This is a genomic window from Streptomyces deccanensis (genome assembly GCF_022385335.1).
In the GTDB taxonomy this organism is placed as follows: domain Bacteria; phylum Actinomycetota; class Actinomycetes; order Streptomycetales; family Streptomycetaceae; genus Streptomyces; species Streptomyces deccanensis.
On the sequence record NZ_CP092431.1, the window covers coordinates 930,855 to 956,764 of the forward strand.

Genomic DNA, 25,910 nt, shown 5'->3' on the forward strand with positions numbered 1-25,910 from the left:
GACGCCTCCTACAGCGCCGCCGCGACCTCCGTGCCCTGCTTGATCGCCCGCTTGGCGTCCAGTTCGGCCGCCACGTCGGCGCCCCCGACGAGGTGCGCGGAGCGCCCGGCGGCGACGAGGTCGTCGTAGAGGTCACGGCGCGGGTCCTGACCGGTGCAGAGGACGACGGTGTCGACCTCCAGCAGCTGGCGGACGCCGTCGACGGTGACATGCAGCCCGGCGTCGTCGATCAGGTCGTACTGGACGCCGGGGACCATGGTGACGCCCCGGTGCTTGAGTTCGGTGCGGTGGATCCAGCCGGTGGTCTTGCCCAGTCCGGCGCCGACCTTGGTGGTCTTGCGCTGCAGGAGGTGGACCGAGCGCGGCGGGACGGGCCGCTCGGGGGCGGCGAGGCCGCCGGGGGCGCGGTAGTCCATGTCGACGCCCCACTGCCGGAAGTACGCGGCCGGGTCCTCGCTCGTCTTCTCGCCGCCGTCGGTCAGGAACTCGGCGACGTCGAAGCCGATGCCGCCGGCGCCGAGGATCGCGACGCGGTCGCCGACGGGGGCGCCGTCCCGCAGCACGTCCAGGTAGCCGAGGACCTTGGGGTGGTCGACGCCGGGGAGTTCGGGAGTGCGGGGGGTGACACCGGTGGCGACCACGATCTCGTCGTACGCCGTCGCCGTGAGGTCGTCGGCCGTGACCCGGGTGTTCAGGCGCACGTCGACGCCGTGCGCGTCGAGTTGCGTGCGGAAGTAGCGCAGCGTCTCGTCGAACTCCTGCTTGCCGGGGACCTTGCGGGCGACGTTCAGCTGGCCGCCGATCTCGCTCGCCGCGTCGAACAGCGTGACCTCGTGGCCGCGTTCGGCCGCGCTCACGGCACAGGCGAGCCCGGCAGGGCCCGCGCCGACGACCGCGACGCGCTTGCGCCGCCGGGTCGGGGAGAGCACGAGTTCCGTCTCGTGGCAGGCGCGCGGATTGACCAGGCAGGAGGTGATCTTGCCGCTGAAGGTGTGGTCCAGGCAGGCCTGGTTGCAGCCGATGCAGGTGTTGATGGCGTCGGAGCGGCCCTCGCGCGCCTTGTTGACGAAGTCCGGGTCGGCGAGCATCGGGCGGGCCATCGACACCATGTCGGCGTGGCCGTCGGCGAGCAACTCCTCGGCCAGCTCCGGGGTGTTGATGCGGTTGGTGGTGACGAGCGGGACGGAGACCGCGCCCATCAGCTTCTTCGTCACCCAGGTGTACGCGCCGCGCGGCACGGAGGTCGCGATGGTGGGGATCCGGGCCTCGTGCCAGCCGATGCCGGTGTTGATGATGGTCGCCCCGGCCGCCTCGACGGCCTTCGCCAGCGTGACCACCTCGTCGAGGGTGGAGCCGCCGGGCACGAGGTCGAGCATGGAGAGCCGGTAGACGACGATGAAGTCCTCGCCGACCGCCTCGCGCACCCGGCGCACGATCTCGACGGGGAAGCGCGTGCGGTTCTCGTACGAGCCGCCCCAGCGGTCGTCGCGGTGGTTGGTCCCGGCGGCGATGAACTCGTTGATCAGGTAGCCCTCGGAGCCCATGATCTCGACGCCGTCGTATCCGGCCCGGCGGGCGAGGCGGGCCGCGTTCGCGTAGTCGTCGACGGTCTGCTCGACCTCGGCGTCGGTGAGCGCGTGCGGGACGAACGGGCTGATGGGGGCCTGGAGAGCGCTCGGCGCGACGAGGTCGCGGTGGTAGGCGTACCGGCCGAAGTGCAGGATCTGCATCGCGATCCGGCCGCCCTCGCGGTGCACGGCGTCGGTGATCTCGCGGTGCTTGTCGGCCTCGGCGTCGGTGGTCAGCTTGGCGCCGCCCTCGTACGGCCGTCCCGCCTCGTTGGGTGCGATGCCGCCGGTGACGATGAGGCCCACTCCCCCGCGTGCCCGGGCCGCGTAGAACTCCGCCATGCGCTCGAAACCGCGCTCGGCCTCCTCCAGGCCCACGTGCATGGAGCCCATGAGGACGCGGTTCGGGAGTGTGGTGAAGCCCAGGTCGAGCGGGCTCAGCAGGTGCGGGTAACGGCTCATGGGGCCCTCCGTGCGTGGCGTCGTCCCCATGGTTGTAGACGACGCCACTGCGATTGTGCAACTAGTTGCACAATGGGTGAGGGCAAGGCCACATCAAGGGGACGGGGCCCTGTCACGGCTCAGGGCAGGGTGCCTATCACCACGTGGGCGTGTCTCTCCTCCGAGACGGCCGTGCGGGCGGTGAGGCCGGAGCGGCGGAAGGTGGCGAGGGCGCGCGGTGCCTGGCGTCGACTCGTCTCGACGAGGAGGCAGCCGCCGGGGGCGAGCCAGGCGGGGGCCTCGGCGGCGACCCTGCGCAGGACGTCGAGGCCGTCCGCACCGCCGTCCAGGGCGACCAGGGGTTCGTGGTCGCGGGCCTCGCTCGGCAGGAGCGGGACCTCGCCGGTGGGGACGTACGGGACGTTCGCCGCGAGGATGTCGACCCGGCCTCGCAAGCCCTCCGGGAGGGCGGCGAAGAGGTCCCCCCGGTGGGCGTGGCCGCCGTGGGGCGCGAGGTTGCCGCGGGCGCAGCGGACCGCCGCGGGGTCGATGTCGGCGGCGTGCAGTTCGACGCCGTCGAGCGACGCGGCCAGGGCGGCGCCCACCGCGCCGGAGCCGCAGCAGAGGTCGACCACGACGCGGGCGCCGGGGGCGGCGGCGAGGGCCTGTTCGACGAGGTACTCGGTGCGGCGGCGGGGGACGAACACGCCGGGTTCCACGGTGATGCGCAGGCCGGCGAACTCCGCCCAGCCGAGGACGAGTTCGAGGGGGAGGCCCGCGACACGCCGGTCGACCATGGCGGCGGCCTCGTCGGGGGTGCGGGCGGTCGAGAGGATCAACTCCGCCTCGTCCTCGGCGAAGACGCAACCGGCGGCGCGCAGTGCCGTGACGACGGAGGTGAGGGAGAGAACTGGCATGACGCCGAGGAGCCTTTCGGTGGGCCGAAGGGCGCTCCGCGGTGACCTATCGGCGGCGCGTCGCGCCGCGTTGAGGTGAGAGCACCCGACCTGACACAGCGGTAATGGGTCTCACCTCCTCGGTCCACGTGCTGACTGGCCCGGCAACCCTACCCCATGGTCACGACCGGTTCTCAAGACTCCGAACGGCTCCACGGCGACCCTTCGGGGCCGCGCCTTCGGCCCTGCTCGCGAGCACATCGCCCGCGGGCCGGTGGGGCTTCTCGCGCGGTTCCCCGCGCCCCTTCAGGGGCTCCGGGCCCCCTCACACGCCCACCCGCTCCTCCCCCGTCGCGGTCGCCGGTACGCGGGCCGCCATGAAGCGGGTGGTGCGGCGGAGGCGGAAGCCGAGGGACTCGTAGAGGCGGATGGCGGTCGTGTTGGTGGCGGCGGTGTGGAGGAAGGGGGTCTCGCCGCGCTCCCGGATGCCGTGGGCGACGGCGAGGACGAGGCGGGTGGCGAGGCCCTCGCCCCGGAAGGCCGGGGCGGTGCAGACCGCGCTGATCTCGGTCCAGCCCGGTGGACGCAGCCGCTCACCGGCCATGGCGACCAGCGCGCCGTCCCGGCGGATGCCGAGGTAGGTGCCGAGTTCGATGGTGCGGGGCAGGAAGGGGCCGGGCTGGGTGCGTGCCACGAGGTCGAGCATCTCGGGCACGTCGGCCGGGCCCAGCCGTACCGCCTCGTCGTCCGGCGCGGCGGCGATCCCGTCGTCGACGAGCTGGACGCCCGCCAGGTCGAACGTCACCTCCCAGCCGGCCGGGAAACCCCCGCTGTAGGCCGGGACCGGGACCTCGGCGCCGGGGCCCGCCAGCGCCGCGAGATCGGCCCAGTCGTCGGCGTCCGGCTCGTCGGGCAGGCCCAGCCACGGCGAGACGTCCAGCGGATAGCGCAGCACCCGGCCGCGCCGCTCGGCGAGGTGGGCGTGCGGCCCGGTGAGGGAGGCCAGCGCGGGGTTGTCGAGGACGTGCGGCACGGTGTCCGTGCCCTTGCCGCCGCCCGTCGCGTACTCGGTCATGCGCTCTCCCACTCCGCTCCGCTCCCCTCAGCCGTCGTCCGGCCCGTTCTGCCCGTCCGGCTCGTCCACTGGCGGCAAGGAAGATCGCCGCGGCCCTATTCCCGGGGCTCCGGAGAGTTCACGCGGCCGCAATGATCGCCATCCGCCCCCGGGGCCGAGGCACCCTCCACCGGCACGTACGGTGGTACGACCGACCGATCACCGCCGTCACGTTGGACCCCCATGAACGTCACCCGAGGCTTCACCGGACGCCCCCGCGTCCACCACCCAGGACTGCCGCCCGGCCAGTACGACGCCGGCGACGACTGGCCCGTCCTGTCGGCGGAGGTCACGCCCGACCTGACGCCCGCCGACTGGACGTTCCGGATCGACGGACTGGTGGCGGAGCCCCGCTCCTGGGACTGGGACGAGGCGCACGCGCTGCCCGCGTCGGTGTACGAGGGCGACATCCACTGTGTGACGAGCTGGTCGAAGTTCGGGGTGCGCTTCGGGGGCGTCTCGCTGGACGCGTTCTGGGACGTGGTCCGGCCCGACGCGTCGGCCACGCACGTGGTCGCGTACTCGCACAGCGGCTACACCACGAACCTTCCGCTCGCCGACCTCACCGGTGGGCGGGCCTGGATCGCCTGGGAGTACGACGGCCGGCCGCTGCCCGCCGAGCACGGCGGTCCGGCGCGGCTGCTGGTGCCGCACCTGTACTTCTGGAAGAGCGCCAAGTGGATCGCGGGCCTGCGCCTGCTCGACCACGACGAGCCCGGCTTCTGGGAACAGAACGGCTACCACGCGCGGGGCAACCCGTGGGAGGAGCAGCGGTACTCCGGTGACTGAGACGACAGCCCCGCACGCGGCCATCGCGCCACAGACGGCCGACGCTCCACAGGCAGCTGACGCGTCGCACACGCCCTTCACGCCGCCCACCCGGTTCGCCGTGCCCGGCCGTATCGCCGTGAGCAACCGGGCGGCGGCGCGGTGGCGGACGGCCACGCTGACCGAGATCCGGCGGGAGACACCCCGCGTGTCGACGTTCCGGTTCGCGGTGCCCGGGTGGGCGGGACATCTGCCCGGACAGCATCTGATGCTGCGGCTGACCGCCGGGGACGGCTACACCGCGCAGCGGCACTACTCGCTGGCGTCCCCGGCGGACGACGCGGGGCACATCGAGCTGACCCTGGACCACGTCGAGGGCGGCGAGGTGTCCGGCTGGTTCCACACCGAGGCCCGGCCGGGCGACGAGGTGGAGGTGCGCGGGCCGCTCAGCGGTTTCTTCGCCTGGCCCGGGGACCGTCCCGCGCTGCTGATCGGCGCCGGTTCCGGCGTCGTACCCCTGATGTCGATGCTCCGCCACCACCGCCTGCGGGCGCTCGACGTCCCCCTGCGGCTGCTGGTGTCCGCGCGCGGGCCGGAGGAGCTGATCTACGCGGCGGAGTACGGCGCGGAGACCACGGCCGTGTTCACCCGGCGGGCGCCCGAGGGCGCGCCGGTGGGGCGGCTGTCGGCGGCGCACGTGGCGCCGGTGCTGGCCGAGCGGCCGCCGGGCGGGTGGGAGGCGTACGTGTGCGGTTCCAACGCGTTCGCCGAGCACGCCTCGCGGCTGCTGGTGGCGGCGGGACAGCCGGTGGACCGCGTCCGCATCGAGCGGTTCGGCTGACCTTCGCTCCACGATTTCTGGCGCAAACCATGCCATCACGGCCTCTTTCGGGTAGACCGGAAGTGCGGACCAGTCCTAACCGGGGTTCTCGTACCGAGGGCCGTGCCGGTGAGGGAGGGCGTGATGCGAGGCCAGGTCTTCGGATGGCGCTGGCGCGCCAATCCGCTGCGGCGACGCTCGGACGTCGTCGAGGCGTGGACGGTGCTGTGCGTCGTGCTGCTGCTCGTGCTGGGCGCGCCGGCCGCCGGGGTCGCGGTGGGCCGGTGGGCCCACGGGGACGCGCGGGCGCACGCCGTGGCCGAGCGCGCCGCGCTGGACCGGGTCAGCGCCGTGGTCCTGGAGAAGGCGCCGGCCTCCGTGCCCTCCGCGCACGGCGACAGGCAGCCCATGTACTGGGTGGGGGCGCGCTGGACCGAACCCGACGGCGGCTCCCGTACCGGTGAGGCCCGGGTGCCGGCGGGCACCGAGCGCGGCGATCGCGCCGATGTATGGCTGGACGGGGCCGGGCGCAGTGTCCAGCCACCGCCGACCGACACCGCCGTCTGGCAGCACGCGCTGGCCATGGGGACCTGCGCCACGGGCGGCGTCGTCGCCTTCGTGCTGCTGGGACACGTGGTCGTCCGCCGGATCGCCATTCGGCACCGGCTCGCCGAATGGGAGCGGGAGTGGGCGCGGACGGGGCCCGATTGGGGACACCGTTGGGCCTGACGGGAAACGCGAACAATTCTCAGCTCATAGCCACGCGCAGCGCATTCCGGCCACCCGCGAAACATCCACAATATCCACTTCCTCGACGCAGTTGATACTTCAATTGCGTTGCTGCCATACTCCGCTTCCTCCCCCACAGGCATAAGGCAGCGAAGAAGGTGCATTGTGTCCAACCATGCGGCGCGGTACGCCAGTTCCGTCCCGTCTCCCCCCGCACGGACAGGCCGACATCCGCTCCACGCCCATCCTGAATTTCGTTCAATAAGCGCGGCATATCGCCGATTCGGCATAACGGCGACCGCGTTGTCCGTCGGAGGATTCCTGTCGTACGTCCTCCTGTCGAGTTTCGCGCCAGGGGTAATGAATCAGCGGTTGATCGGACATCTCACGCTCGGGCTGACCCTCGGTCTGGCGCAGTTCGCCGTCATGGGTGTGACCGCGTTCCTCTATGTCCGGCACATGCGCGAGAAGATCGACCCGGTGGCCCGGCGGCTCCGTGCCGAGCTGGAGGAGCACGAGGCCGAGCAGCGTCGGGTTCCGGCCGGACGGCGGTTCGGCGCATGGTGACCTTCTCCGCGAGTGTGGCCGACGCGTTCAGCCTGCGGCTGACGTTCGTGCTGTTCCTGTCCGTCGTCGTGATCACCCTGTTCACCGCCCTGCTGACGGCACCCCAGCGGGACGAGATCGGCGAGTTCTACCTCGGCAACCGGGACATGTCGCCGCTGCGCAACGGCCTCGCCATGTGCGGTGACTACCTCTCGGCCGCGACGCTGCTCGGCAGCACCGGTCTGGTCGCCCTCACCGGGTACGACGGTCTGCTCTACCTGGGCGGCACCGTCGTCGCCTGGATGATGGTGCTGCTGCTGATCGCCGAACCCCTGCGCAACTCCGGGAAGTTCACCCTCGGGGACGCCCTGGCCCGACGGCTCCCGCTGCGCCAGCGGCAGGTCCGGCTGGCGCTCGCCATCTGCACGCTCTCCGTGTGCACCCTGTACCTGGTCGCCCAACTGGTCGGCAGCATCGCGCTGATGACCCAGTTCGTCGGCGAACCCGGCCCCACCACCCGCACCATGATCGTGATCATCATCGGCACCATCGTCACGATCTACGCGGCCATCGGCGGCATGCCCGGCGCGACGTTCATCCAGGTGGTCAAGGCCGTGATGCTCGTCGCCGGGGTCACGGTGGTCGCGGTCCTCGTGTTGAACCGATTCGACTGGAACATCGACGGACTGCTGGCCTCCGCCACGGCGGGCAGCGGGCTGGGCGACGCGTACCTGCAGCCCGGTCTGCGCTACGGGGCGGGCCCCATCAGCAAGATCGACTTCTTCAGTCTGCAACTGGCGATCGTGCTCGGGCTCGCCGCGCTCCCCCACGTCATGATGCGGCTCTTCGCGCCGCGCCGGACCAGGGTGCTGCGCGCCTCGGTGGTGTGGGCGGTGGGCCTGGTCGGGTTCGTGTGCCTGATGGCGGGCGTGCTGGGTCTCGGCGCCACGGCCGTCGTCGGCCGGGAGACCATCGCCGGCATCGACCACAAGGGCGACGCCGCCGTCCTGCTCCTCGCCCACGAACTGGGCGGCGAGGTGCTCACCGCGATCGTCTCGGCCCTGGCCTTCGTCACCCTGCTCGCGGTCGCCGCCGGCCTCATGCTCGCCGCCGCCTCCTCCGTCGCCCACGACCTGTACGGCGAGGTGATCCGCAAGGGCAGGGCCAAGGAGACCCAGGAGCTGGGCGTGGCCCGGGTCGCCGCGGTGATCCTGGGTGTGCTGAGCATGATGTTCGCCCTCCTCGCCTGGGGCACCAACACCGCCACCCTCGCGTTCCTGGCGTTCGCGATCGCCGCGTCCGCCATCCTGCCGACCATCGTCTACAGCCTGTTCTGGCGGGGGTTCACCGCGCGCGGCGCCCTGCTCAGCCTGTACGGCGGTCTGGCCACCTCCGTGGTGCTCGTGCTGTTCTCGCCGGTGGTCTCCTCCACCCCGGGCTCGGTCTACCCGCACGCCGACTTCGCGTGGTTCCCGCTGCAGAACCCGGGCATCGTGTCGATCCCCGCGGGCTTCCTGCTGGGTTGGCTCGGCTCCCGTCTCGGCCCCCGGGAGGACGCGGGCGCGTACGAGGACTTCGAGGTCCGGGCCCTCGTCGGGGCCGGTAAGGAGTGAGGCCCGGCACCGGCCGCGGCTGATCCGCGGGGCGTCGCGGACCGGGAAAAGCCCCTTGGCGGGCCGCGACGCCCCACGTACGGTGTGATCATCCGCACCTCTGAACTCACAAGGTGGTCCTTCAAATGGCCCTGTTCGACCTGCCGTTGGACGAGCTCCGTGGTTATCGAAGCGCTTCAACGGAGCCCGAGGACTTCGACGCCTTCTGGGCGAAGACGCTCCAGGAGGCACGCGAGCACGACCTGGACGCCCGTTTCGAGCCGGTCGAGACCCAGCTGAGCACGGTCGAGGTGTACGACGTCACCTACTCCGGCTTCGGCGGCCACCCGGTCAAGGGCTGGCTGGTCCTCCCGGCCGGCGCGACCGAACCGCTGCCCACCGTCGTGGAGTTCATCGGCTACGGCGGCGGTCGCGGTCTGGCCCACACCCACCTCCTGTGGGCCTCGGCCGGCTACGCCCACTTCGTCATGGACACCCGGGGCCAGGGCAGCGCCTGGGGCGGAGGCGGCGACACCCCCGACCCGGTGGCCGGCGCCCCCGCATTCCCCGGCTTCATGACCCGGGGCATCGACGCCCCCGAGAACTACTACTACCGCCGCGTCTACACCGACGCCGTGCGCGCGGTGGAGGCCGCCCGCGCACATCCGCGGACCGACGCCGCCCGCACCGCCGTCGTCGGTTCCAGCCAGGGCGGCGGAATCTCGATCGCGGTCGGCGGACTCGTCCCCGACCTGGTCGCGGTCGCGCCCGACGTGCCCTTCCTGTGCGACTTCCCGCGCTCCACGACGATCACGGACCGGGATCCGTACCGCGAGATCGGCAAGTACCTCAAGACCCACCGCGGGCGCACCGAGCAGGTCGGGCGCACCCTCGCGTACTTCGACGCCGTGCACTTCGCCGCGCGCGGCCGGGCCGCCGCGCTGTTCTCGGCGGCCCTGGAGGACCAGACCTGCCCGCCGTCCACGGTCTTCGCGGCCTTCAACGCCTGGGCCGAGGCCAACAAGCGGATCGAGGTCTACGACTTCAACGACCACGAGGGCGGCGGCCCGTTCCAGGAGGCGGTCAAGCTGCGCTGGCTGGCGGCCCAGCTTTGAGGGAGGGGCCGAGCGGATGGACACGACCGAGGCGGCGCGCCGCTTCGTGCGGGTGTGGCAGCGGGCATGGCCCGCCCATGACGTCGACGCGATCCTGGAGTTGTACGCGCCGGACTGTGTGCACCGCTCGGCCCCGTTCCGCGAGCCGCACCGGGGCCTGGACCAGCTCGCCGAGTATCTGCGCTGGTCCTTCACCGGTGAGCGGGTGACCGAGGTGCTCTTCTCGGAGCCGATGATCGGTCAGGCCGGTCTGGCCGTCGCCGAGTTCCGTGTGATGTCCGAGGTCGACGGGGACCCGCAGACCCTCGCGGGCTGTGTCTTCGTACGGTTCGACGCGGCCGGTCTGGCGGTGGAGACCCGGGACTACTGGCATCTGGTCCCGGAGCACGCACACCCGGCCCGGCCGACGTTCCTCCTCCCGGACCCGCGTCGGCAGGAGCAGCCGGAGCGGTGGGCGCGGTTCCGGCGGACTCCTTCCCTCTTGTCCGACCAGTCGGTATGTTCGGCGTGGCCGGGCGACCCTCGTCCCGGCGCACGGCCGTGGACGACGGAGGGCTCATGTCTCAGTCTCAGGTGCGGGGTCACTGCGAGGCACGGTTCGAGGCCGTGCGCGCCGCGTTCGAGGAGAACTTCGCCGAGCGCGAAGAACTCGGAGCCGCGGTCACGGTGACGCTGCGCGGGGAGACCGTGGTGGACCTGTGGGGCGGCTGGGCCGACGCGGCGCGGACCCGCCCCTGGGAGCGGGACACCGTGGTCAACGTCTGGTCGACGACCAAGGGCCCGACCGCGCTGTGCGCGCACCTCCTGGCCGACCGGGGCCTGCTCGACCTGGACGCCCCGGTGGCCACGTACTGGCCGGAGTTCGCGGCGGCCGGCAAGGAGGGCGTCCTCGTCCGGCATCTGCTCTCGCACCGGGCGGGGCTCGCGGGTCCGCGTGAGCCGCTCTCGTTCGAGGAGCTCCTGGACTGGGAGAAGACCGTCGAACGGCTCGCCGCGCAGGAGCCGTGGTGGGAGCCGGGCACCCGGTCGGGGTACCACGCCATGACGTTCGGCTTCCTCGTCGGCGAGGTGGTCCGGCGGGTGTCGGGTCTGCTGCCGGGCGCGTTCCTGGCGCGGGAGGTGACGGGCCCGCTCGGCGTCGACTTCACCATCGGGCTGCCCGAGGCGCAGACGTCACGGGTGGCCGAGCTGGTGCATCCGCCGGCCGCGACGACCAGTGAACAGGCGGCGGTCTTCGCCCAGTTGACGCCCGCCGCGCTGGCCGCCCTCGCCAACCCGGTGGTCGGCGCCGCGGAGGCCAACACCCCCGAGTGGCGGGCCGCCGAGGTACCGGCCGCGAACGGCCACGGCACCGCGCGGGCGGTGGCCGCGCTGTACGGGATCCTCGCGCTGCACGGCAGCTGGGGCGGCCGCGAGGTGCTGTCCGCGGCGGCGGCCGAGCGGGTCCGTGAGGGACAGGGAGCCTGCCGTGACCTGGTGCTCGGCGCCGGATTCGGCCGGGACACGGAGATCGGGCTCGGGCTGTGGCTGAGCGGCCCGCACGGGTCGTACGGGCCGAACCCGAGGGCCTTCGGCCACGACGGCTACGGCGGCTCCTGCGGTCTCGCCGACCCGGAGGCCGGTGTCTCCCTCGGCTACGTCATGAACCGTATGGGTCCGCACATCGCCGACGACCCGCGCAAGATGGCGCTCGTCGACGCGCTCTACAGCGCGCTGTGACCCATGGGGCGGCCCGCCCCACGTGTGTCGGGGGTGGGCTCCCCCTGCACGGAGAGTCCCGCGTCAGTGCACGCTCAGTCGATTCCCGCACCTCGTCCGGTGCCAGCATCGACCCCGAGCGAACTGTGGTCCCTCGCTGTCTCCCGTCGCTGTCTCCCTGAAGCGAACAGCGGTCCTTCGACGCCGAATTCTCGACTTCGTCAGGAGCTGACACACACATGCGCAGACGTCACCGTCCTCTGGTGCTGGGCATCGCCGTCACGATCGGCGTGCTCACCACCACGGTCGTCCCGTCGGCCGCCGCCCCCGCGGCCGACCGGACGACACCGAAACCCACCGTCGTCCTGGTGCACGGCGCCTTCGCGGACGCCTCCGGCTGGTCCGGCGTCGTCTCACGGCTGAAGAAGGCCGGCTATCCGGTCGTCGCCCCGGCCAACCCGCTCCGGGGCCTGCAGTCGGACGCCGCGTACCTCTCCTCCCTGCTCGGCACGATCGACGGCCCGAAGATCGTCGTCGGGCACTCCTACGGCGGTGCCGTCGTCACCGAGGCGGCCGCGTCCGTACCCGAGGTGAAGGCGCTGGTGTACGTGGCGGCCTTCATGCCCGACAAGGGTGAGGTGCTCGGCGAACTCTCGAACCGCTTCCCCGGTTCCGAACTGCTTCCGGCACTGGAGGGCCTGCCGGACGGGGCCGGACACACCGACGTGGCGATCAAGCCCGACAAGTTCCACGACGTGTTCGCCGGCGACCTGCCGCGTTCGCAGACGTCGGTGCTGGCGGTGTCCCAACGCCCGGTCAGCCTCTCGGCGTTCGAGTCCACGGCGCAGGTCGCGGCGTGGCGCACGATCCCCTCGTGGTTCATGGTCGCCACCGGGGACAAGACGATCTCCCCCGCGCTGGAGCGCTTCCAGGCGAAGCGGGCGGGCTCGCACACCGTCGAGGTCAACTCCTCGCACGTGGTGATGATGTCCCACCCGGACAAGGTGGCCGCGCTGATCAAGTCGGCGGCCAAGTCCACTCGTTGAGGCTCGGCCGGCCGATCCCGGTCAGCCCTCGCGGGTGGCCACCACCAGGCGACAGCGGGGGCTGCCGTCGGGCCGCCAGCCGAACTCGGGCAGCGCGAACAGCTGCACCGCGAATCCGGCGCGTTCCAACTCGGGCCGTACGACACCGAGTTGGAACGGCCGGTAGTACATGACGAACGGCGGCCGCCAGACCGCGTTGCGCACCCGCATCGCCGCGTCGAAGCCCAGGGCCGCCCAGTACCAGGGGGAGCGGGCCGGGGCGGGCGCCGGCAGCGGGAACGCGAAGCGTCCGCCCGGCCTCAGGACGGAGTGGACCTCGGAGAACAGACGCGGCAGCTCCTCCGGCAGGAAGTGCCCGAACGCGCCGAGGCTGACGACCAGGTCGAAGGCCGAGGTGAAGGGCAGGGCGAGGGCGTCGCCGCGCACCCAGGACAGGAGGGGGCCTTCGCCGGCGGAAGCGCGCCCGGCACCCACCTGCTCCCTGCCCACCGCCAGCATCCCGGCGCTGATGTCCACCCCGGTGACGCTCTTCCGGCAGACCTCGCGCAGCACCTCCATCCCGGCCCCGGTGCCGCAGCACAGGTCGAGGCCGTCCTCGAACGGACCCATCGACGACAGGGCCGCCTCGACCGCCTCCAGGACGGAGTCCGGTGTACGGAACGGGGTCTGGTCGAACTTGGGCGCGAGCAGGTCGTAGCCGTGTTCGACGGAGGAGAGCGCCTGAACGGCGAGTTCGCGGAGGCTGGGGCCTTGCGGGGTGAACATCACCTCAGCTTAGGGCCTGACTCGGGGCAGCGCCCGGCACGGACTCTCCCCTATGGTCCGGGACATGACTTCGTTCCGTCCTGCCCCGTCCTGGCTGGCCGACGCCGTCTTCTACCAGATCTATCCGCAGTCCTTCGCCGACTCCGACGGGGACGGCATCGGGGATCTCCCCGGGATCACCGACCGTCTCGACCATCTGTCGTGGCTGGGTGTCGACACCGTCTGGCTGAACCCCTGCTTCGTCTCACCGTTCCGCGACGCCGGGTACGACGTCGCGGACTATCTGCACGTCGCCCCGCGCTACGGCTCCAACGACGACCTGGCGCGGCTGGTCGACCAGGCGGGCCGCCGGGGCATCCGGATCCTGCTGGATCTCGTCGCCGGCCACACCTCGGTCGACCACCCGTGGTTCCGGGCGTCCGCGAACGACCCGGACGACCACCGCTACATCTGGACGGCCGAGGGCCGGCCCGACGGCTTCGTCGCCTCCCCCGGCACCCGGCCGGGCGCGTACCTGCCGAACTTCTTCGACTCCCAGCCCGCCCTCAACTTCGGTTACGCACGCGACCATCCGGCCGAGCCGTGGCGGCTGCCGGTCGACGCCGACGGGCCACGCGCCAACCGCCTCGCGCTCCGCACGATCATGGACCACTGGCTGAGCCTCGGCCTGTCCGGCTTCCGCGTCGACATGGCCGCGTCGCTCGTCAAGGACGACCCGGACCGGACCGAGACCGCCCGGGTCTGGACGGAGCTGCGGCACTGGCTGGACACCGCGCACCCGGACGCCGTGCTGCTCGCCGAGTGGGGCGAGCCGGAGGTGTCGATCCCGGCCGGATTCCACGCCGACTTCTTCCTCCACTTCGGCGGCCCCACCGACGGCCTCGCCCTGCGCTCGCTGTGGAACAACGGCGGGGGCACCGTCCACGCGGACTGGGACCCCCTCGACTGCTTCTTCGACGCGAGCGGCGCGGGCTCACCACACCCGTTCGTCGAGGCCTGGCAACGGGCGACCGCGGCCGTCGACGGTACGGGCTTCGTCTCCCTGCCCACCGCCAACCACGACTTCTCCCGCCTCAACTGCGGCCCCCGCACGCCCGATCAGCTCCCCGCCGCCTTCACCTTCCAGCTGACCTGGCCGACGCTGCCGGCGATCTACTACGGCGACGAGATCGGCATGCGCTACCTCCCGGGCCTGCCCGACAAGGAGGGCAGCGTCCTCGGCCCCGACTACAACCGCGCGGGCTCCCGCACCCCCATGCAGTGGGACGACACCCCGAACGCGGGGTTCTCCACCGCCCCCGCCGACCGCCTCTACCTGCCCGTGGACCCCTCCCCCGACCGCCCGACCGTCGCCGCCCAGCGCGCCGACGACACCTCGCTCCTCCACCTCGTCCACCGCCTGATCGCCCTGCGCCGCCGGACACCCGAACTGGGCTCCGCCGGCTCGGTGGAGGTGCTGCACGCGGGATATCCGTTCGTGTACGTCCGGGGCGGACGGTATCTGGTGGTGGTCAACCCCCAGCGGAGCGAGGCGAGTTGGCCATACGAACGTGCCGTCGGGTACCAAGTGGAGGGGCAGGGCGTGGAGATCCTGGACGGCACGGTCACCGCGCGGGGCTTCGGATACGGGATCTTCCGGCTGGACGGGTAGTCGTCGGGGGTGGAGCCTGGGTGCGGGTCCGGTGGGGCTTCTCGCGCAGTTCCCCGCGCCGCTGAAAAAGCGGGGCTGCGCCCCTGCTTTTCGCCCTGAAAGGGCCGTGGCCCGTCAGGGCCCACGGCCCTTTCAGGGGCGCGGGGAACTGCGCGACCAGCCGGCCGCCTTCGGTTCCTCGCCGTACGCGGTGAGGAACCGGTCGCGGAAGGAGTCCATGCGCCAGACCGGGGCGTCGTCACCGGGCCGCAGTCCGTCGGACCAGCCCCAGTCGTCGATCCGGTCGAGGACCTTCGGGTCGTGGGCGACGATCGTGACGGGGACGTCGTGACTGGCGCCGTTGCCGCTGACGCTCGCCATGGGCTGGTGGTCGCCGAGGAAGACCAGCACGGTGTTCTCGTCGCCGTACTTCTCCACGTACTGCAGCAGGCTGTGCACCGAGTACTGGACGGACCTGCCGTACTCCTCCTTGACCTTGACGGGGTCGGTGAACACGTCCGCCGGGTCCTTGCCCGCCTTCTCGATGTCCTTGTAGACCGAACCGTCGCCGACCTCGTCCCAGTCGACCATCTCCGGCAGTGGCGCCCACGGCTGGTGGCTGGAGGTCAGGATGATCTCCGACATCAGCGGCTTGTCGCCCTTCCTGGCGGCCTCCAGACGCTCGAACGCGCTGAGAGCGTACTGGTCGGGCATCGTCGACCAGCTGAACTTCGGCCCCTGGTAGCCGACATCGCGGGAGTCGTAGACCTTGTCGAAGCCGTAGAAGTCGCCCTCCGGCCAGTTGTACTGGACGCCGGGCACGACCCCGACCGTGCGCCAGGCGTCCGTCTTGGCGAAGGCACCGGGCAGGGTGAGGCGTTCGCCGGCGGTGACCGTGCGGTAACGGCTCTGGTTGTCGATCCACAGGCCGGTCAGGAACGTGGAGTGGCCGAGCCAGCTGCTGCCGCCGTACGTCGCCGAGGTCAGCCAGCCGCTCTTCGCCGCGAACCCGGCCTTGGTCAGCGCCTCGCCCTCCTGGTCGAGCGCGGCGTCCACGCCGGGCTCGATGGCCGGGTCCTCCAGGGCGGCGCGGCCGTAGCTCTCGATGAAGGCGATCATGACGTCCTTGCCGCGCAGCCCGGTCAGCAGCTGATCGGCGGGCACGTCGGCGAACTTGTCCTTCTTGGCCTCCTTGGCGAACGCGGCCTCGTCCCGCAGCGTCTCCTGGACACGGCCCCAGCGGTCCTGCACGAAACCGATGGTGTTCCGGGAGGCGAACGCGGTGTTCTCCAGGGGCGTCAGGCCGAGCGCGGCACAGGTGATCCACACGGTGCCGGCGACGATGGTGCCCCGGGCCGCCCGGTCCCGGTGGCGGACCAGGAGGCCGACGAGCCGTACGACCGCCAGTGCCATGACGACGAACAGCAGCAGCACCAGGACCACGAGCCCAACCACGGCGGCCGTCGCGCCCGTCGGGCCGAGCGTGTCCTGGACGTACGACTCGGCGTCGTCCAGCAGACCCCAGTCGAGGACGACGTTGAAGCCGCGGCCCAAAAACTGGTTGAAGCCGATGTCGAGGGCCTTCACGACCACCAGCGCGGCCAGACCGACGCCGATGACGACCGCGGCGACCAGCCTCGGCCGTCGGGGCAGCACCAGCATCAGGGCGGCGGCGAGGATCGGCTCCACGGGCAGCCGCAGGAACTGCCGGACCACGAAGTACTCGGGCTGGCCCGGCATGAGCAGGGCGAAGTAGACCAGGGCGGCGGCGAGCGCCGTGACGCCCCACGACAGGCTCCGCGCGGCGACCGGGTACTTCGCCTGGAAGGCCGTCCGGTACCGCCGCCATCGACGGACGGGGGCGGCGGGCCCAGCCGGTGCGGCCTCCGTCGACGGCTCGCTCGCTTCGTCCTTCCCGGCCGTCTCGTCCGCGCCGGACGCTGGGTCCGCGTCGGACGTCGTGTCGGCGTCGGGTGATGTTTCCGCATCGGATGATGTGTCCGCGTCGGGTGATGTGCTGGAGCGCGTGAAGAGCGACACGCGACGTTCCTTCCGTGCGAAGACCGCTGGCGGTGCGCCCATCTGTACGGGGGGCTCGCGAGATCAGTTCAACGACCACGGGTAAGCCATCGGTAAGGAACCCCCCAACGACCGCCCACCGATGGTGGTACATTGGTTGTGGCACGTGTGTATCGCCCCTTCTCGGGCGCCGGTGCCGCTCTCTCATCCTCGATCTCCGAGGTCTCTTCCGCTGAACCGCCCGTCGGGTACCGACCGGCCGTCAGCTTTCCCGCACCGTCCGCGTCCCACCGGGCCGCCCCATGGACGTGTGCCCTCCCCTCCCCCTTCTCGCGTTTCTCCGACGTCCTCGAAAGGACCCCCACTCATGACCACCACCACACTCGAACGCACCACCACAGATCGACAGCCCCCGGCCCGGGTCACCGGCGTCCTGGAGACCGCGCAGGGCGGACAGGGCGGACAGGGCCGGCTGCGCGTCGAGGGCTGCCTGCCCACCCCCGCCGACCCCCAGGTCCCCGCCGCGCTCATCCGCCGGTACGGCCTGCGCAAGGGCGACACCGTCGAGGGCGTGCACGACGGCCGGCGCTCCCTCACCGAGGTCGAGCGGATCAACGGCCGTACACCCCAAGAGCTGCGCGGACGCCCGCACTTCCGCGAACTCACCCCGCTGCACCCCCGCGAGCGGCTGCGGCTCGAACACCCGGCGAGCGGCCTGACGGGCCGTCTGGTCGACCTCGTCGCCCCCGTCGGCAAGGGGCAGCGCGGACTGATCGTGGCGCCGCCCAAGACCGGCAAGACCGTCCTGCTCCAGCAGGTGGCCGCCGCGATCGCCGCCAACCACCCCGAGGCCCGCCTGATGGTGGTCCTTCTCGACGAACGGCCCGAGGAGGTGACCGACATGCGGCGCTCCGTGCGGGGCGAGGTGTACGCCTCGACGTTCGACCGGTCCCCCAAGGAACACATCGCGCTCGCCGAACTCGTCGTGGAGCGCGCCAAGCGGCTCGTCGAGCAGGGTGAGGACGTGGTGATCCTCCTGGACTCCCTGACCCGGCTGTGCCGGGCCCACAACAACGCGGCCGCGTCCGGTGGCCGCACCCTCAGCGGCGGGGTCGACGCCGCCGCCCTGCACGGCCCCAAGCGGCTCTTCGGGGCCGCCCGGCTGACCGAGGAGGCCGGTTCCCTCACCATCCTGGCCACCGCCCTGGTGGACACCGGCTCCCGCGCCGACGGCCTCTTCTTCGAGGAGCTCAAGGGCACCGGCAACATGGAACTCCGCCTGGACCGCGCCCTCGCCGACCGGCGGGTCTTCCCGGCCGTGGACATCACCCCGTCCGGCACCCGCCGCGAGGAACTGCTCCTGACAGCCGACGAGTTGACGGCCCTGCGCGGTCTGCGGCGGGCCCTGCGGTCGCACGAGGGGCAGGCGAACCTGGAGACGCTGCTGGAGCGGCTGCGCGCCACGCCGGACAACGCGGCCTTCCTGCGGCAGGTGCGGCCCACGCTGCCGGCGGCATGACATGCGGCATCCGGGTGCTCGATCCGTGCGCTCGGCCCGGGCATCCCGGACTGGGGCACGCCCCTTCCTACGTTTGCGGTATGACCATCGGATTCTCCTCCCGCGCTGCCCGTGCTGCTCGCGCTCCCCGTGCTGCTCGCGGTCCCGGTGCGAGGCGGGCCACCCGTGCGGCCCGTCTCGCCGTCTGCTGCACCGCCGTCTGCGCGCTCGGGACCCTGGCCGTCGTGACCGACCCGGACACCGCCGGCCCCCGGTCCGCGACGGGCACGCGGGACGCCAAGGCCGCGCAGGGGGCACCGTCCCTGTACGGGCACGGGACACAGGTGCGGCGCCGGGCCGGGGCGCCCGAGGTGCCGCAGGACGTGTCCGCGGTGTCCTGGCTGGTGGCCGACGCCGACAGCGGAGCGGTGCTCGCCGCGCACGACGCGCACCGCAAGCTGCCGCCCGCGAGCACGCTGAAGACCCTGTTCGCGCTCACCGTGCTGCCAGGCCTCCCGGCGGGCCTGAGACACACCGTGAAGGGTGAGGAGTTGGCCGGCATCGGCGCCGGGAGCAGCCTGGTCGGCGTCAAGGAGAACCGCACGTACACCGTCGCCGACCTGTGGCGGGGGGTCTTCCTCAGCTCGGGCAACGACGCCGTACGCGTCCTGGCGCACCTCAACGGCGGCTGGAAGGCCACCGCCCAGCAGATGAGGGCCAAGGCCCGCGCCCTGGGCGCCCGCGACACGCACGTCGTCTCCCCCGACGGCTACGACGCGCCCGGACAGGTGTCGTCCGCCTACGACCTGGCGGTGTTCGGGCGGGCCGGGCTGCGCAACGCGGAGTTCGCCGGGTACTGCGCCACCGCCTCCGCGAAGTTCCCGGCGGGCGGCTGGTCGTACGGCATCCAGAACACCAACCGATTGCTCACCGGCGCCGGCGTCGCGCGCTACCCGGGGCTGATCGGCGTCAAGAACGGCTACACCACCAACGCGGGCAACACGCTGATCGCCGCCGCGAAACGGGGCGGGCGCACCCTCGTCGTGACGGTGATGCGCCCCGAGTCGGGCGGCGGCCTCGCCGTCTACGAGGAGGCGCGCTCCCTGCTCGACTGGGGGTTCGAGGCCGCCGGACGGGTCGACGCCGTGGGCTCGCTCGTCCCACCGCGCCCGGCGGCCGCGCCTCAGGCCGGCCCCGGGTCCCTGCCGGCGGTTCGCGCGGAGGCGGCCGAGGTGACCGTTCCCGAGTGGCCGGTGGTGGGCGCGATCGCGGGCGCGGCCGGCCTGGGCGCGGCGGCCATGGCCCTCGCCCTGCGGCTCAGGTTCGGCCGGTCCGCGCGGGACTGACCGACCGGCAGCCCCAGCAGCAGTCCGAGCGTGATCCACACATAGGTGTTGGAGCCGACGAAGCCGCCGATGCCGGACGCGTCGTCGAACCACAGCCAGACGACGCTGCTGCACAGCACCACGTACAGCGTCGCCGTGAGCGGCCACAGCCGACGGTGTCTCAGCAGGACGGCGAAGGACGGCAGCAGCCAGACCAGATGGTGCACCCAGGTGATGGGGCTGACCAGACAGCCGGTCAGCCCGGTGAGGGCGAAGGCGGCGATCCAGTCGTCGGCGCGCACCGCCGCCCGGGTCCGCCACGCCCACACGCACAGCACCACGAGCACCAGCGCCGCCCAGAGGGCGCGGCTCGGTTCGTGCGGGGCCACGAGCCGGGCCAGGACGCCCTGCACCGACTGGTTGGAGACGTAGTCGAGGCGGCCGACGCGGCTGGTGTCCCACAGTGCCTCGGTCCAGTAGAAGCGCGAGGCGGCCGGGGCGATCCAGGCCGCCGCCGCGGTGGCGGCTACGGCGACGGCTGTCGCGAGCCCGGCGGGCCGCCACCGCCGGGCGAGCAGCAGCAGCCCGATGAAGATCGCGGGCGTCAGTTTGACCGCGGCCGCCAGACCGATGCCCACCCCCGCCCAGCGGCCCCGGCCCGTGGCCAGCAGCCAGGCGTCGGCGAGGACCAGGGCCAGCAGCAGGAGGTTCACCTGTCCGAAGCTGAACGTGTCCCGCAACGGTTCGAACAACGCGAGCGCGCAGAGGGCGAGGGAGACACCGAACCAGCCGTGGCGGCGCAACCGCGGCCCGGCCAGTAGGGACAGGACGGCCGCGAGCGCCGCCAGGTTCAGCCCCAGGCACAGCACGATCGCGGTGCCCAGGCCGACCAGCGCCATCGGTGACATCACGACGGCCGCGAACGGCGGATAGGTGAAGCCGTAGGTCGTGCCCGGCACCAGGTAGTCGTAGACGCGGCCGTCGCCGTTGACCCAGGTGTCGATCGTGCCGTGGTAGACGCGCAGGTCGAAGAAGTCACGCAGCAGCGGGACGGTGGCGGTGAAGACGGTGACGGCGACGGCCGCCCCGAGGACGAGGAGGACGCGGGCCCGGTCGGTGCGTGGCCGGAGCAGAGTGCGGCGTGGTTCGCTCATGCCGTGCGCTCCAGCGCCGGCGCCCGGGAGGCCTGTTCTGCCTGCCACAGCACGACCACCGCGAGCACTCCCCCGCACACCGCGAGGACGATCTGCTCGGTGTCCGCCGGGTTCCCGCTCGGCAGGACGGCGAGCGCGAGCACCCCGCTGGCGGCCGCGACCCGGCGCTGCACGGAGAGGGTCCGCGCGGCGGCGGCGATGAGGAACAGGCCCCACAGGGCGTACCAGGGGCGGATCGCCGGGCCCAGCGCGGCCACGACGGCCAGGCTGAGGCCGAGCGCGTACACCGGGCCGGGTCGCAGCCGGAACCATATGTGCAGGACGACGGCGAGGGTCAGCAGCAGTCCGGCGGCGCGCCAGGCCGGGAGCGCGAGGGGCGCCAGGTCGCTGCCGAGACCGTGCAGCAGGGTGCCGGTGGCGCGGCCCAGGACGCTGGTGGGCGACCAGTTCTGCGGGGACACGGGGGTGCGCAGCGCGGCGATCCAGCCGTATCCCGTGCCGGCCAGGGCGGTGGCGGCGGCCGTGGTGGTGGCGGCGACGGCCAGGGTGCCCGCCGCGGTCCGGATCCACGCCGTACGGCCGCGCATCACGACCACGGCCACCAGCCCGAGCGCGGCGGGTGCCTTCACCAGCGCGGCGAGGGTCACCAGGACGACGCCCACGAGGTACCAGCGGCCCCGGGCGAGTACCAGCCCGACGCCCAACAGGCCCAGCATCATCGCGTCGTTGTGGGCGCCGGCCACCAGGTGCAGGAGGACGAGCGGGTTGAGCGCGCCGAGCCAGAGGGCGACGGCCGGGTCGGTTCCGCTGTGCCGGGCGAGGCGGGGCAGCGCCACGGCCATCAGCGCCACGCCGAGCAGGGCGATCAGTCGCATCCCGATGAGTCCGGCCGGTATCCGGCCCTCGGTGAGGCCGGACAGCCCGGAGGCCAGGGAGAGGAAGACCGGGCCGTAGGGGGTCGCGGTGTGGCGCCACATCGGGGCGACCTCGTCGGCGAGCGGTCCGCCGAGCCGGGCGGGCCCGTGCAGATAGACGTCCATGTGCGCGTCGACCATGGCGCCCTGGGCGAGGTAGCTGTAGACGTCCCGGCTGAACAGCGGGGGCGCGAGCAGCAGGGGTGCCGCCCAGACGGCGAGAACGACCAGCAGGGCGCGGGGAGTCGGTGGTTCCGGGCCCCGTATGACCTTGCCCAGCAGCGCCCAGGCGGCTATCAGCAGGACGACACCGAAGTACACGCCGACGAGGCCCAGCGCGCCGCGTCCCGAGGTCGGCGAGAGCAGTTCCCGCACGGGCAGGGCTCCGGCGGTTTCACCTCCCAGGGCGAGAAAGGCGGATCCGGCCAGGCCGAGTGCCTGGCAGCGGCGCAGGTCGACGGGAAAAGCGATGGCCAACACTCGGTCAGGCTGTCAACGCCGGGTGGCGCGGAAGCGACGTCGCGCCTTCGGGGCGGGTACCGGGACGTGACCATGAGCCGACCGCCGCCCCGGCCGACGGACGCGGTACCGGGGCGGTGGGTCCTGTGCGGGGTGGGTCCTGTGCGCGTGAGGTCAGAAGATCGACAGCCCCGTCAGGGTGGTGAACCGGTCCAGGGCCGCCACCCCGGCCACCGAGTTGCCCCGCTCGTCCAGCCCCGGGCTCCACACGCAGAGCGCGAGGCGGCCGGGCACCACCGCGATGATGCCGCCGCCCACCCCGCTCTTGCCGGGCAGGCCCACGCGGTACGCGAAGTCACCGGCCGCGTCGTACGTGCCGCAGGTGAGCATCACCGCGTTGATCTGCTTCGCCTGGCTGCGGGTCAGCAGCCGGGTGCCGTCGGCGCGGACACCGTGCCTGGCCAGGAAGGTGGCGGCGAGGGCGAGGTCGGCGCAGGAGGCGGTGAGGGAGCACTGGCGGAAGTACTGGTCGAGGAGGGCCGGTACGGGGTTGTCGATGTTGCCGTACGACGCCATGAAGTGGGCGAGTGCCGCGTTCCGGTCGCCGTGGGCGGACTCGGAGGCGGCGATCTGCGCGTCGAAGTCGAGGTCGGGGTTGCCGCTCTCCTCCCGCAGGAAGGACAGCAGCGTGCCCGCCGCGTCGCCGGTCCGGGTGTGCAGGCGGTCGGTGACGACGAGGGCGCCCGCGTTGATGAACGGGTTGCGCGGGATGCCGTTCTCGTACTCCAGCTGCACCAGGGAGTTGAAGGGGTTGCCGGAGGGCTCGCGGCCCACGTGTTCCCAGAGGGCGTCACCCTCGCGCGCCAGGTCGAGCGCGAGGGTGAAGACCTTGGTGATGGACTGCGTGGAGAACGGCTCGCGCCAGTCCCCCACGCCGTACACCGTGCCGTCCGGCTCCGCGACGGCCATGCCGAAGCTGCGCGGGTCGCGGGCCGCGAGTGCCGGGATGTAGTCGGCGGGCCGGCCCCTCCCCGGGGTCCGTTCGATCTCCTCGGCGATGCGTTCCAGGATCGGCCGGAGGGCGGTGGATTCCATCAGGCCGGCGGGGCGCCGTTGCCAGCGAGGACCTCGGGCCGCAGCAGTTCCCGGAGCCGTTCAGCGGGCAACAGGCCCTTCTCCTGGACGAGTTCGGCCACGCCCCGGCCGGTGGCGAGGGCCTCCTTGGCGATGTCGGTGGCGGCGGTGTAGCCGATGTGCGGGTTGAGGGCGGTGACCAGGCCGATGGAGTTCTCCACGGCGGCGCGCAGTTCGTCCTCGTTGGCGGTGATGCCGTCGACGCAGCGCTCGGCGAGGGTGAGGCAGGCCGCGCGGAGGTGGGTGAGGGACTCCGAGAGGGAGTGCAGGATGATCGGTTCGAAGGCGTTGAGCTGGAGCTGTCCGGCCTCGGCCGCCATGGTGATGGTGACGTCGTTGCCGATGACCTCGAAGGCGACCTGGTTGACGACCTCGGGGATCACCGGGTTGACCTTGCCCGGCATGATGGACGAACCGGCCTGCACCGGCGGCAGGTTGATCTCGTTGAGGCCCGCGCGCGGCCCGGAGGAGAGCAGCCGCAGGTCGTTGCAGCTCTTGGAGAGCTTGACGGCGATGCGCTTGAGGACGCCCGACATCTGCACGAACGCGCCGCAGTCCTGGGTGGCCTCGACCAGGTTGGCGGCGGTGACCAGCGGCAGTCCGGTGATCTCGGCGAGGTGGCGGCGCGCCGACTCGGCGTAGCCGGCGGGCGCGTTGAGGCCGGTGCCGATGGCGGTGGCGCCGAGGTTGATCTCATGGATCAGCTCGACGGCCTCGGCGAGCCGGCTGCGGTCCTCGTCGACCATGACCGCGAACGCGGAGAACTCCTGGCCGAGCGTCATGGGGACCGCGTCCTGGAGCTGGGTGCGGCCCATCTTGAGCACCTGGCGGAACTCGACGGCCTTGCGGGCGAAGGAGTCCTGGAGGACGGTCATCGCCGTGAGCAGTCCGTGCACCGCGAACACGGTCGCGATCTTGACGGCGGTCGGGTAGACGTCGTTGGTGGACTGGCCGAGGTTGACGTCCTCGTTGGGGTGCAGGTGCGCGTACTGCCCCTTGGCGTGACCCAGCAGCTCCAGCGCCCGGTTGGCGATGACCTCGTTGGCGTTCATGTTGGTGGAGGTGCCGGCGCCGCCCTGGATCACGTCGACGACGAACTGGTCGTGCAGCTTGCCGTCGCGGATCTCCCGGCAGGCCTCGATGATCGCGGCGGCCTTCTCCGGGGCGAGCAGGCCGAGTTCCTCGTTGGCGCGGGCGGCGGCCTCCTTGACCGCGGCCAGGGCGTCGACCAGATGGGGGTAGGCGGAGATCGGGGTGCCCGTGATCGGGAAGTTCTCCGTGGCGCGCAGGGTGTGAACGCCCCAGTACGCGTCGACGGGGACGTCACGGTCTCCGAGCAGATCGTGTTCGCTGCGGGTGGCTGCGGCGGTCATGGTGGGGCGGGCCCTTCTTGGTGTGGTGCGGGTGGGTTGGTGGTCGGTGGGTGGGTGGGTGGGTACGTCGTCAGGTGCGGGTCCGGTGGGGCTTCTCGCGCAGTTCCCCGCGCCCCTGAAAGACCGGGCCCCGTGGCTTTGAAAGGCGTCCCGGGGCGGGGGTGAAAAGCCAGGGGCGCAGCCCCTGGCTTTTCAGGGGCGCGGGGAACTGCGCGACCAGCCCCCACCGGGCCCGCACCCGACATCGCACCCCGCCCCCCCGTCAGGGCAACCGCGGCAACGGATCGAGCGCCCGCACCGCACGGACCCGCCCGACCTCCCGCCCGCCCCCGAGCAACGCCTCCCCCGCGAACCCGGCGAGAGCCGCAGGCTCGACACCGGCCCGCACGAGCGCCGCCGCACACACCGGCACCCGCGCCCGGTTCGCACCGTCGGCGATCTTCACGGCGACCGCGCGGCCGTCGGGGAGGGCTGCGACCTGGACGCCCTCGAAACCGTCCTTGGTGAGCAGCCCCGGCACGGCCCGCATCAGCTCGGCGACGTCGCGCCCCGCGCCGGAGGCCATCTCGGCGTGTTCGCGCATGGCGTCGGCGACGGTGCGCTCGGGGGTGCCCTCGGCGGCGGTGGTGATCCGGGCGAGGGCGCGGGCGAGCCCGTGCAGGGAGACGGAGAACAGGGGTGCGCCGCAGCCGTCGACGGTGACGCGGGCGATGGCCTGCCCGGTGAGGTCCTCGACGATCTCGGCGATGGCCTGCTGGAGGGGGTGGGCCGGGTCGAGGTAGTCGTCCAGGGACCAGCCGTTGAGCTTGCAGGTGTAGAGCATGGCCGCGTGTTTGCCCGAGCAGTTCTGCGCGAGACGGGAGGGCTGCCTCCCCTCGCGTATCCACGCGTCGCGGACGGCCGGGTCGTACGGCATGTCGGTGACGTTGCGCAGGTCGGCCTCGGTGGCGCCGGCCAGCTCCAGGATGCGCCGGGCTCCGGCGAGGTGGCGTTCCTCGCCGGAGTGGCTGGCGGCGGCCAGGGACAGCAGTTCGCCGTCCAGGGGGAGTCCGGCGCGCAGCATGGCCACGGCCTGGACCGGCTTGAGCGCCGACCGGGGGTAGAACGCCGCCTCGATGTCGCCGAGTTGGAGTTCCACCTCCCCGTCGGCACCCAGCACCACGACGGAGCCGTGGTGGATGCCCTCGATGACACCTCCGCGTACGAGGTGGGCGACGGGGGCGTGCAGCGGTTCCCGGATCGCGGGGGCCGCGGCCACCGGAGCCGCAGGGGTCGCCGAGGCGCCGGTGGTCGTGGGGTCGTACAT

The 25,910-nt window shown here is 72.4% G+C and carries 21 protein-coding genes and 1 pseudogene; 12 read left to right on the top strand and 10 right to left on the bottom strand.

Translation table 11 applies throughout. The annotated features are described in order from the left end of the window. Nucleotides 1–8: 8 nt before the first annotated feature. The 3 genes from L3078_RS04365 to L3078_RS04375 all read right to left on the bottom strand — a co-directional run bounded on the left by L3078_RS04365 (nucleotide 9) and on the right by L3078_RS04375 (nucleotide 3,980). Nucleotides 9–2,030 (bottom strand): NADPH-dependent 2,4-dienoyl-CoA reductase, encoded by a 2,022-nt coding sequence (locus tag L3078_RS04365; protein WP_239750868.1) that lies wholly within the window; start codon nucleotides 2,028–2,030, stop codon nucleotides 9–11. Nucleotides 2,031–2,149: 119 nt separating this feature from the next. Next, complete coding sequence (locus L3078_RS04370) at nucleotides 2,150–2,926, bottom strand: putative protein N(5)-glutamine methyltransferase (protein ID WP_239750870.1); 777 nt, start codon at nucleotides 2,924–2,926, stop codon at nucleotides 2,150–2,152. A gap of 304 nt (nucleotides 2,927–3,230) precedes the next feature. Then, entirely contained in the window at nucleotides 3,231–3,980 is a 750-nt protein-coding gene (locus tag L3078_RS04375) for a GNAT family N-acetyltransferase (protein WP_239750872.1), read from the bottom strand. 222 nt (nucleotides 3,981–4,202) lie between these two features. Here L3078_RS04375 and L3078_RS04380 point away from each other — a divergent pair, with 222 nt between their 5' ends. The 9 genes from L3078_RS04380 to L3078_RS04420 all read left to right on the top strand — a co-directional run bounded on the left by L3078_RS04380 (nucleotide 4,203) and on the right by L3078_RS04420 (nucleotide 12,333). Next, nucleotides 4,203–4,808 (top strand): sulfite oxidase-like oxidoreductase, encoded by a 606-nt coding sequence (locus L3078_RS04380; protein ID WP_239750874.1) that lies wholly within the window; start codon nucleotides 4,203–4,205, stop codon nucleotides 4,806–4,808. Nucleotides 4,809–4,830: 22 nt separating this feature from the next. Further along, nucleotides 4,831–5,628: a ferredoxin reductase gene (locus tag L3078_RS04385; RefSeq protein ID WP_420864160.1), complete on the top strand. Its 798-nt coding sequence runs from the start codon at nucleotides 4,831–4,833 to the stop codon at nucleotides 5,626–5,628. Nucleotides 5,629–5,751: 123 nt separating this feature from the next. Beyond that, nucleotides 5,752–6,336 carry an Rv1733c family protein gene (locus tag L3078_RS04390; protein WP_239750877.1) on the top strand — a complete coding sequence of 195 codons (585 nt, stop codon included), beginning with the start codon at nucleotides 5,752–5,754 and terminating at the stop codon, nucleotides 6,334–6,336. Between the two features lie 165 nt (nucleotides 6,337–6,501). Then, nucleotides 6,502–6,903 carry a DUF485 domain-containing protein gene (locus L3078_RS04395; RefSeq protein WP_239750879.1) on the top strand — a complete coding sequence of 134 codons (402 nt, stop codon included), beginning with the start codon at nucleotides 6,502–6,504 and terminating at the stop codon, nucleotides 6,901–6,903. Further along, the gene (locus L3078_RS04400; protein ID WP_239750881.1) at nucleotides 6,897–8,495 is read left to right on the top strand and encodes a solute symporter family protein; all 1,599 of its coding nucleotides are present in this window, start codon (nucleotides 6,897–6,899) and stop codon (nucleotides 8,493–8,495) included. Before L3078_RS04395 ends, L3078_RS04400 begins: the two co-directional genes overlap by 7 nt. 125 nt (nucleotides 8,496–8,620) lie before the next feature. Then, complete coding sequence (locus L3078_RS04405; RefSeq protein WP_239750883.1) at nucleotides 8,621–9,589, top strand: acetylxylan esterase; 969 nt, start codon at nucleotides 8,621–8,623, stop codon at nucleotides 9,587–9,589. A 16-nt stretch (nucleotides 9,590–9,605) separates the two neighbouring features. Then, on the top strand, nucleotides 9,606–10,259 hold the full coding sequence (locus L3078_RS44900) for a nuclear transport factor 2 family protein (RefSeq protein ID WP_420864038.1): 654 nt from the start codon (nucleotides 9,606–9,608) through the stop codon (nucleotides 10,257–10,259). Next, nucleotides 10,148–11,308: a serine hydrolase domain-containing protein gene (locus L3078_RS04415; protein ID WP_239750886.1), complete on the top strand. Its 1,161-nt coding sequence runs from the start codon at nucleotides 10,148–10,150 to the stop codon at nucleotides 11,306–11,308. The genes L3078_RS44900 and L3078_RS04415 overlap by 112 nt, the downstream gene beginning before the upstream one ends. A 218-nt stretch (nucleotides 11,309–11,526) precedes the next feature. Next, nucleotides 11,527–12,333: an alpha/beta fold hydrolase gene (locus L3078_RS04420; protein ID WP_239750888.1), complete on the top strand. Its 807-nt coding sequence runs from the start codon at nucleotides 11,527–11,529 to the stop codon at nucleotides 12,331–12,333. Nucleotides 12,334–12,354: 21 nt separating this feature from the next. Here L3078_RS04420 and L3078_RS04425 read toward each other — a convergent pair whose 3' ends face one another. Beyond that, entirely contained in the window at nucleotides 12,355–13,098 is a 744-nt protein-coding gene (locus tag L3078_RS04425) for a class I SAM-dependent methyltransferase (protein WP_239750891.1), read from the bottom strand. A 64-nt stretch (nucleotides 13,099–13,162) separates the two neighbouring features. On the opposite strand from L3078_RS04425, the gene L3078_RS04430 reads away from it, so the two are divergent. Then, nucleotides 13,163–14,749: an alpha-amylase family glycosyl hydrolase gene (locus L3078_RS04430; protein WP_239750893.1), complete on the top strand. Its 1,587-nt coding sequence runs from the start codon at nucleotides 13,163–13,165 to the stop codon at nucleotides 14,747–14,749. Between the two features lie 132 nt (nucleotides 14,750–14,881). On the opposite strand, the gene L3078_RS04435 is transcribed toward L3078_RS04430, so the two are convergent. Then, complete coding sequence (locus tag L3078_RS04435; RefSeq protein WP_239750895.1) at nucleotides 14,882–16,768, bottom strand: sulfatase-like hydrolase/transferase; 1,887 nt, start codon at nucleotides 16,766–16,768, stop codon at nucleotides 14,882–14,884. Nucleotides 16,769–17,114: 346 nt separating this feature from the next. Here L3078_RS04435 and rho point away from each other — a divergent pair, with 346 nt between their 5' ends. Together rho and L3078_RS04445 are read left to right on the top strand one after the other, a co-directional pair. Beyond that, nucleotides 17,115–18,266 carry a transcription termination factor Rho gene (gene rho / locus L3078_RS04440; protein ID WP_239750899.1) on the top strand — a complete coding sequence of 384 codons (1,152 nt, stop codon included), beginning with the start codon at nucleotides 17,115–17,117 and terminating at the stop codon, nucleotides 18,264–18,266. A 224-nt stretch (nucleotides 18,267–18,490) separates the two neighbouring features. Continuing rightward, nucleotides 18,491–19,591: a D-alanyl-D-alanine carboxypeptidase family protein gene (locus L3078_RS04445; protein WP_420864039.1), complete on the top strand. Its 1,101-nt coding sequence runs from the start codon at nucleotides 18,491–18,493 to the stop codon at nucleotides 19,589–19,591. Nucleotides 19,592–19,866: 275 nt separating this feature from the next. Here L3078_RS04445 and L3078_RS04450 read toward each other — a convergent pair. From L3078_RS04450 to L3078_RS04470, 5 genes and pseudogenes are all read right to left on the bottom strand, one after another. After that, nucleotides 19,867–20,724 (bottom strand): annotated as a pseudogene (locus L3078_RS04450) (glycosyltransferase 87 family protein); the annotation flags it as partial. Beyond that, nucleotides 20,721–22,109 carry a polyprenol phosphomannose-dependent alpha 1,6 mannosyltransferase MptB gene (gene mptB / locus L3078_RS04455; protein WP_239760206.1) on the bottom strand — a complete coding sequence of 463 codons (1,389 nt, stop codon included), beginning with the start codon at nucleotides 22,107–22,109 and terminating at the stop codon, nucleotides 20,721–20,723. The pseudogene L3078_RS04450 and the gene mptB, both read right to left, overlap by 4 nt. A 162-nt stretch (nucleotides 22,110–22,271) precedes the next feature. Further along, the gene (locus L3078_RS04460; RefSeq protein ID WP_239750903.1) at nucleotides 22,272–23,192 is read right to left on the bottom strand and encodes a glutaminase; all 921 of its coding nucleotides are present in this window, start codon (nucleotides 23,190–23,192) and stop codon (nucleotides 22,272–22,274) included. Beyond that, nucleotides 23,192–24,604 carry an aspartate ammonia-lyase gene (gene aspA, locus L3078_RS04465; protein ID WP_239750905.1) on the bottom strand — a complete coding sequence of 471 codons (1,413 nt, stop codon included), beginning with the start codon at nucleotides 24,602–24,604 and terminating at the stop codon, nucleotides 23,192–23,194. The genes L3078_RS04460 and aspA overlap by 1 nt, the downstream gene beginning before the upstream one ends. A gap of 262 nt (nucleotides 24,605–24,866) precedes the next feature. Next, nucleotides 24,867–25,910: an asparaginase gene (locus tag L3078_RS04470; RefSeq protein ID WP_239760207.1), complete on the bottom strand. Its 1,044-nt coding sequence runs from the start codon at nucleotides 25,908–25,910 to the stop codon at nucleotides 24,867–24,869.

Bases quoted from the DNA above. Each gene is read 5' to 3' on its own strand.
- L3078_RS04365 (WP_239750868.1), bottom strand. From the start codon at position 2,030: ATGAGCCGTTACCCGCACCTGCTGAGCCCGCTCGACCTGGGCTTCACC.
- L3078_RS04370 (WP_239750870.1), bottom strand. From the start codon at position 2,926: ATGCCAGTTCTCTCCCTCACCTCCGTCGTCACGGCACTGCGCGCCGCC.
- L3078_RS04375 (WP_239750872.1), bottom strand. From the start codon at position 3,980: ATGACCGAGTACGCGACGGGCGGCGGCAAGGGCACGGACACCGTGCCG.
- L3078_RS04380 (WP_239750874.1), top strand. From the start codon at position 4,203: ATGAACGTCACCCGAGGCTTCACCGGACGCCCCCGCGTCCACCACCCA.
- L3078_RS04390 (WP_239750877.1), top strand. From the start codon at position 5,752: ATGCGAGGCCAGGTCTTCGGATGGCGCTGGCGCGCCAATCCGCTGCGG.
- L3078_RS04400 (WP_239750881.1), top strand. From the start codon at position 6,897: ATGGTGACCTTCTCCGCGAGTGTGGCCGACGCGTTCAGCCTGCGGCTG.
- L3078_RS04405 (WP_239750883.1), top strand. From the start codon at position 8,621: ATGGCCCTGTTCGACCTGCCGTTGGACGAGCTCCGTGGTTATCGAAGC.
- L3078_RS44900 (WP_420864038.1), top strand. From the start codon at position 9,606: ATGGACACGACCGAGGCGGCGCGCCGCTTCGTGCGGGTGTGGCAGCGG.
- L3078_RS04415 (WP_239750886.1), top strand. From the start codon at position 10,148: ATGTCTCAGTCTCAGGTGCGGGGTCACTGCGAGGCACGGTTCGAGGCC.
- L3078_RS04420 (WP_239750888.1), top strand. From the start codon at position 11,527: ATGCGCAGACGTCACCGTCCTCTGGTGCTGGGCATCGCCGTCACGATC.
- L3078_RS04425 (WP_239750891.1), bottom strand. From the start codon at position 13,098: ATGTTCACCCCGCAAGGCCCCAGCCTCCGCGAACTCGCCGTTCAGGCG.
- L3078_RS04430 (WP_239750893.1), top strand. From the start codon at position 13,163: ATGACTTCGTTCCGTCCTGCCCCGTCCTGGCTGGCCGACGCCGTCTTC.
- rho (WP_239750899.1), top strand. From the start codon at position 17,115: ATGACCACCACCACACTCGAACGCACCACCACAGATCGACAGCCCCCG.
- L3078_RS04460 (WP_239750903.1), bottom strand. From the start codon at position 23,192: ATGGAATCCACCGCCCTCCGGCCGATCCTGGAACGCATCGCCGAGGAG.
- aspA (WP_239750905.1), bottom strand. From the start codon at position 24,604: ATGACCGCCGCAGCCACCCGCAGCGAACACGATCTGCTCGGAGACCGT.
- L3078_RS04470 (WP_239760207.1), bottom strand. From the start codon at position 25,910: ATGTACGACCCCACGACCACCGGCGCCTCGGCGACCCCTGCGGCTCCG.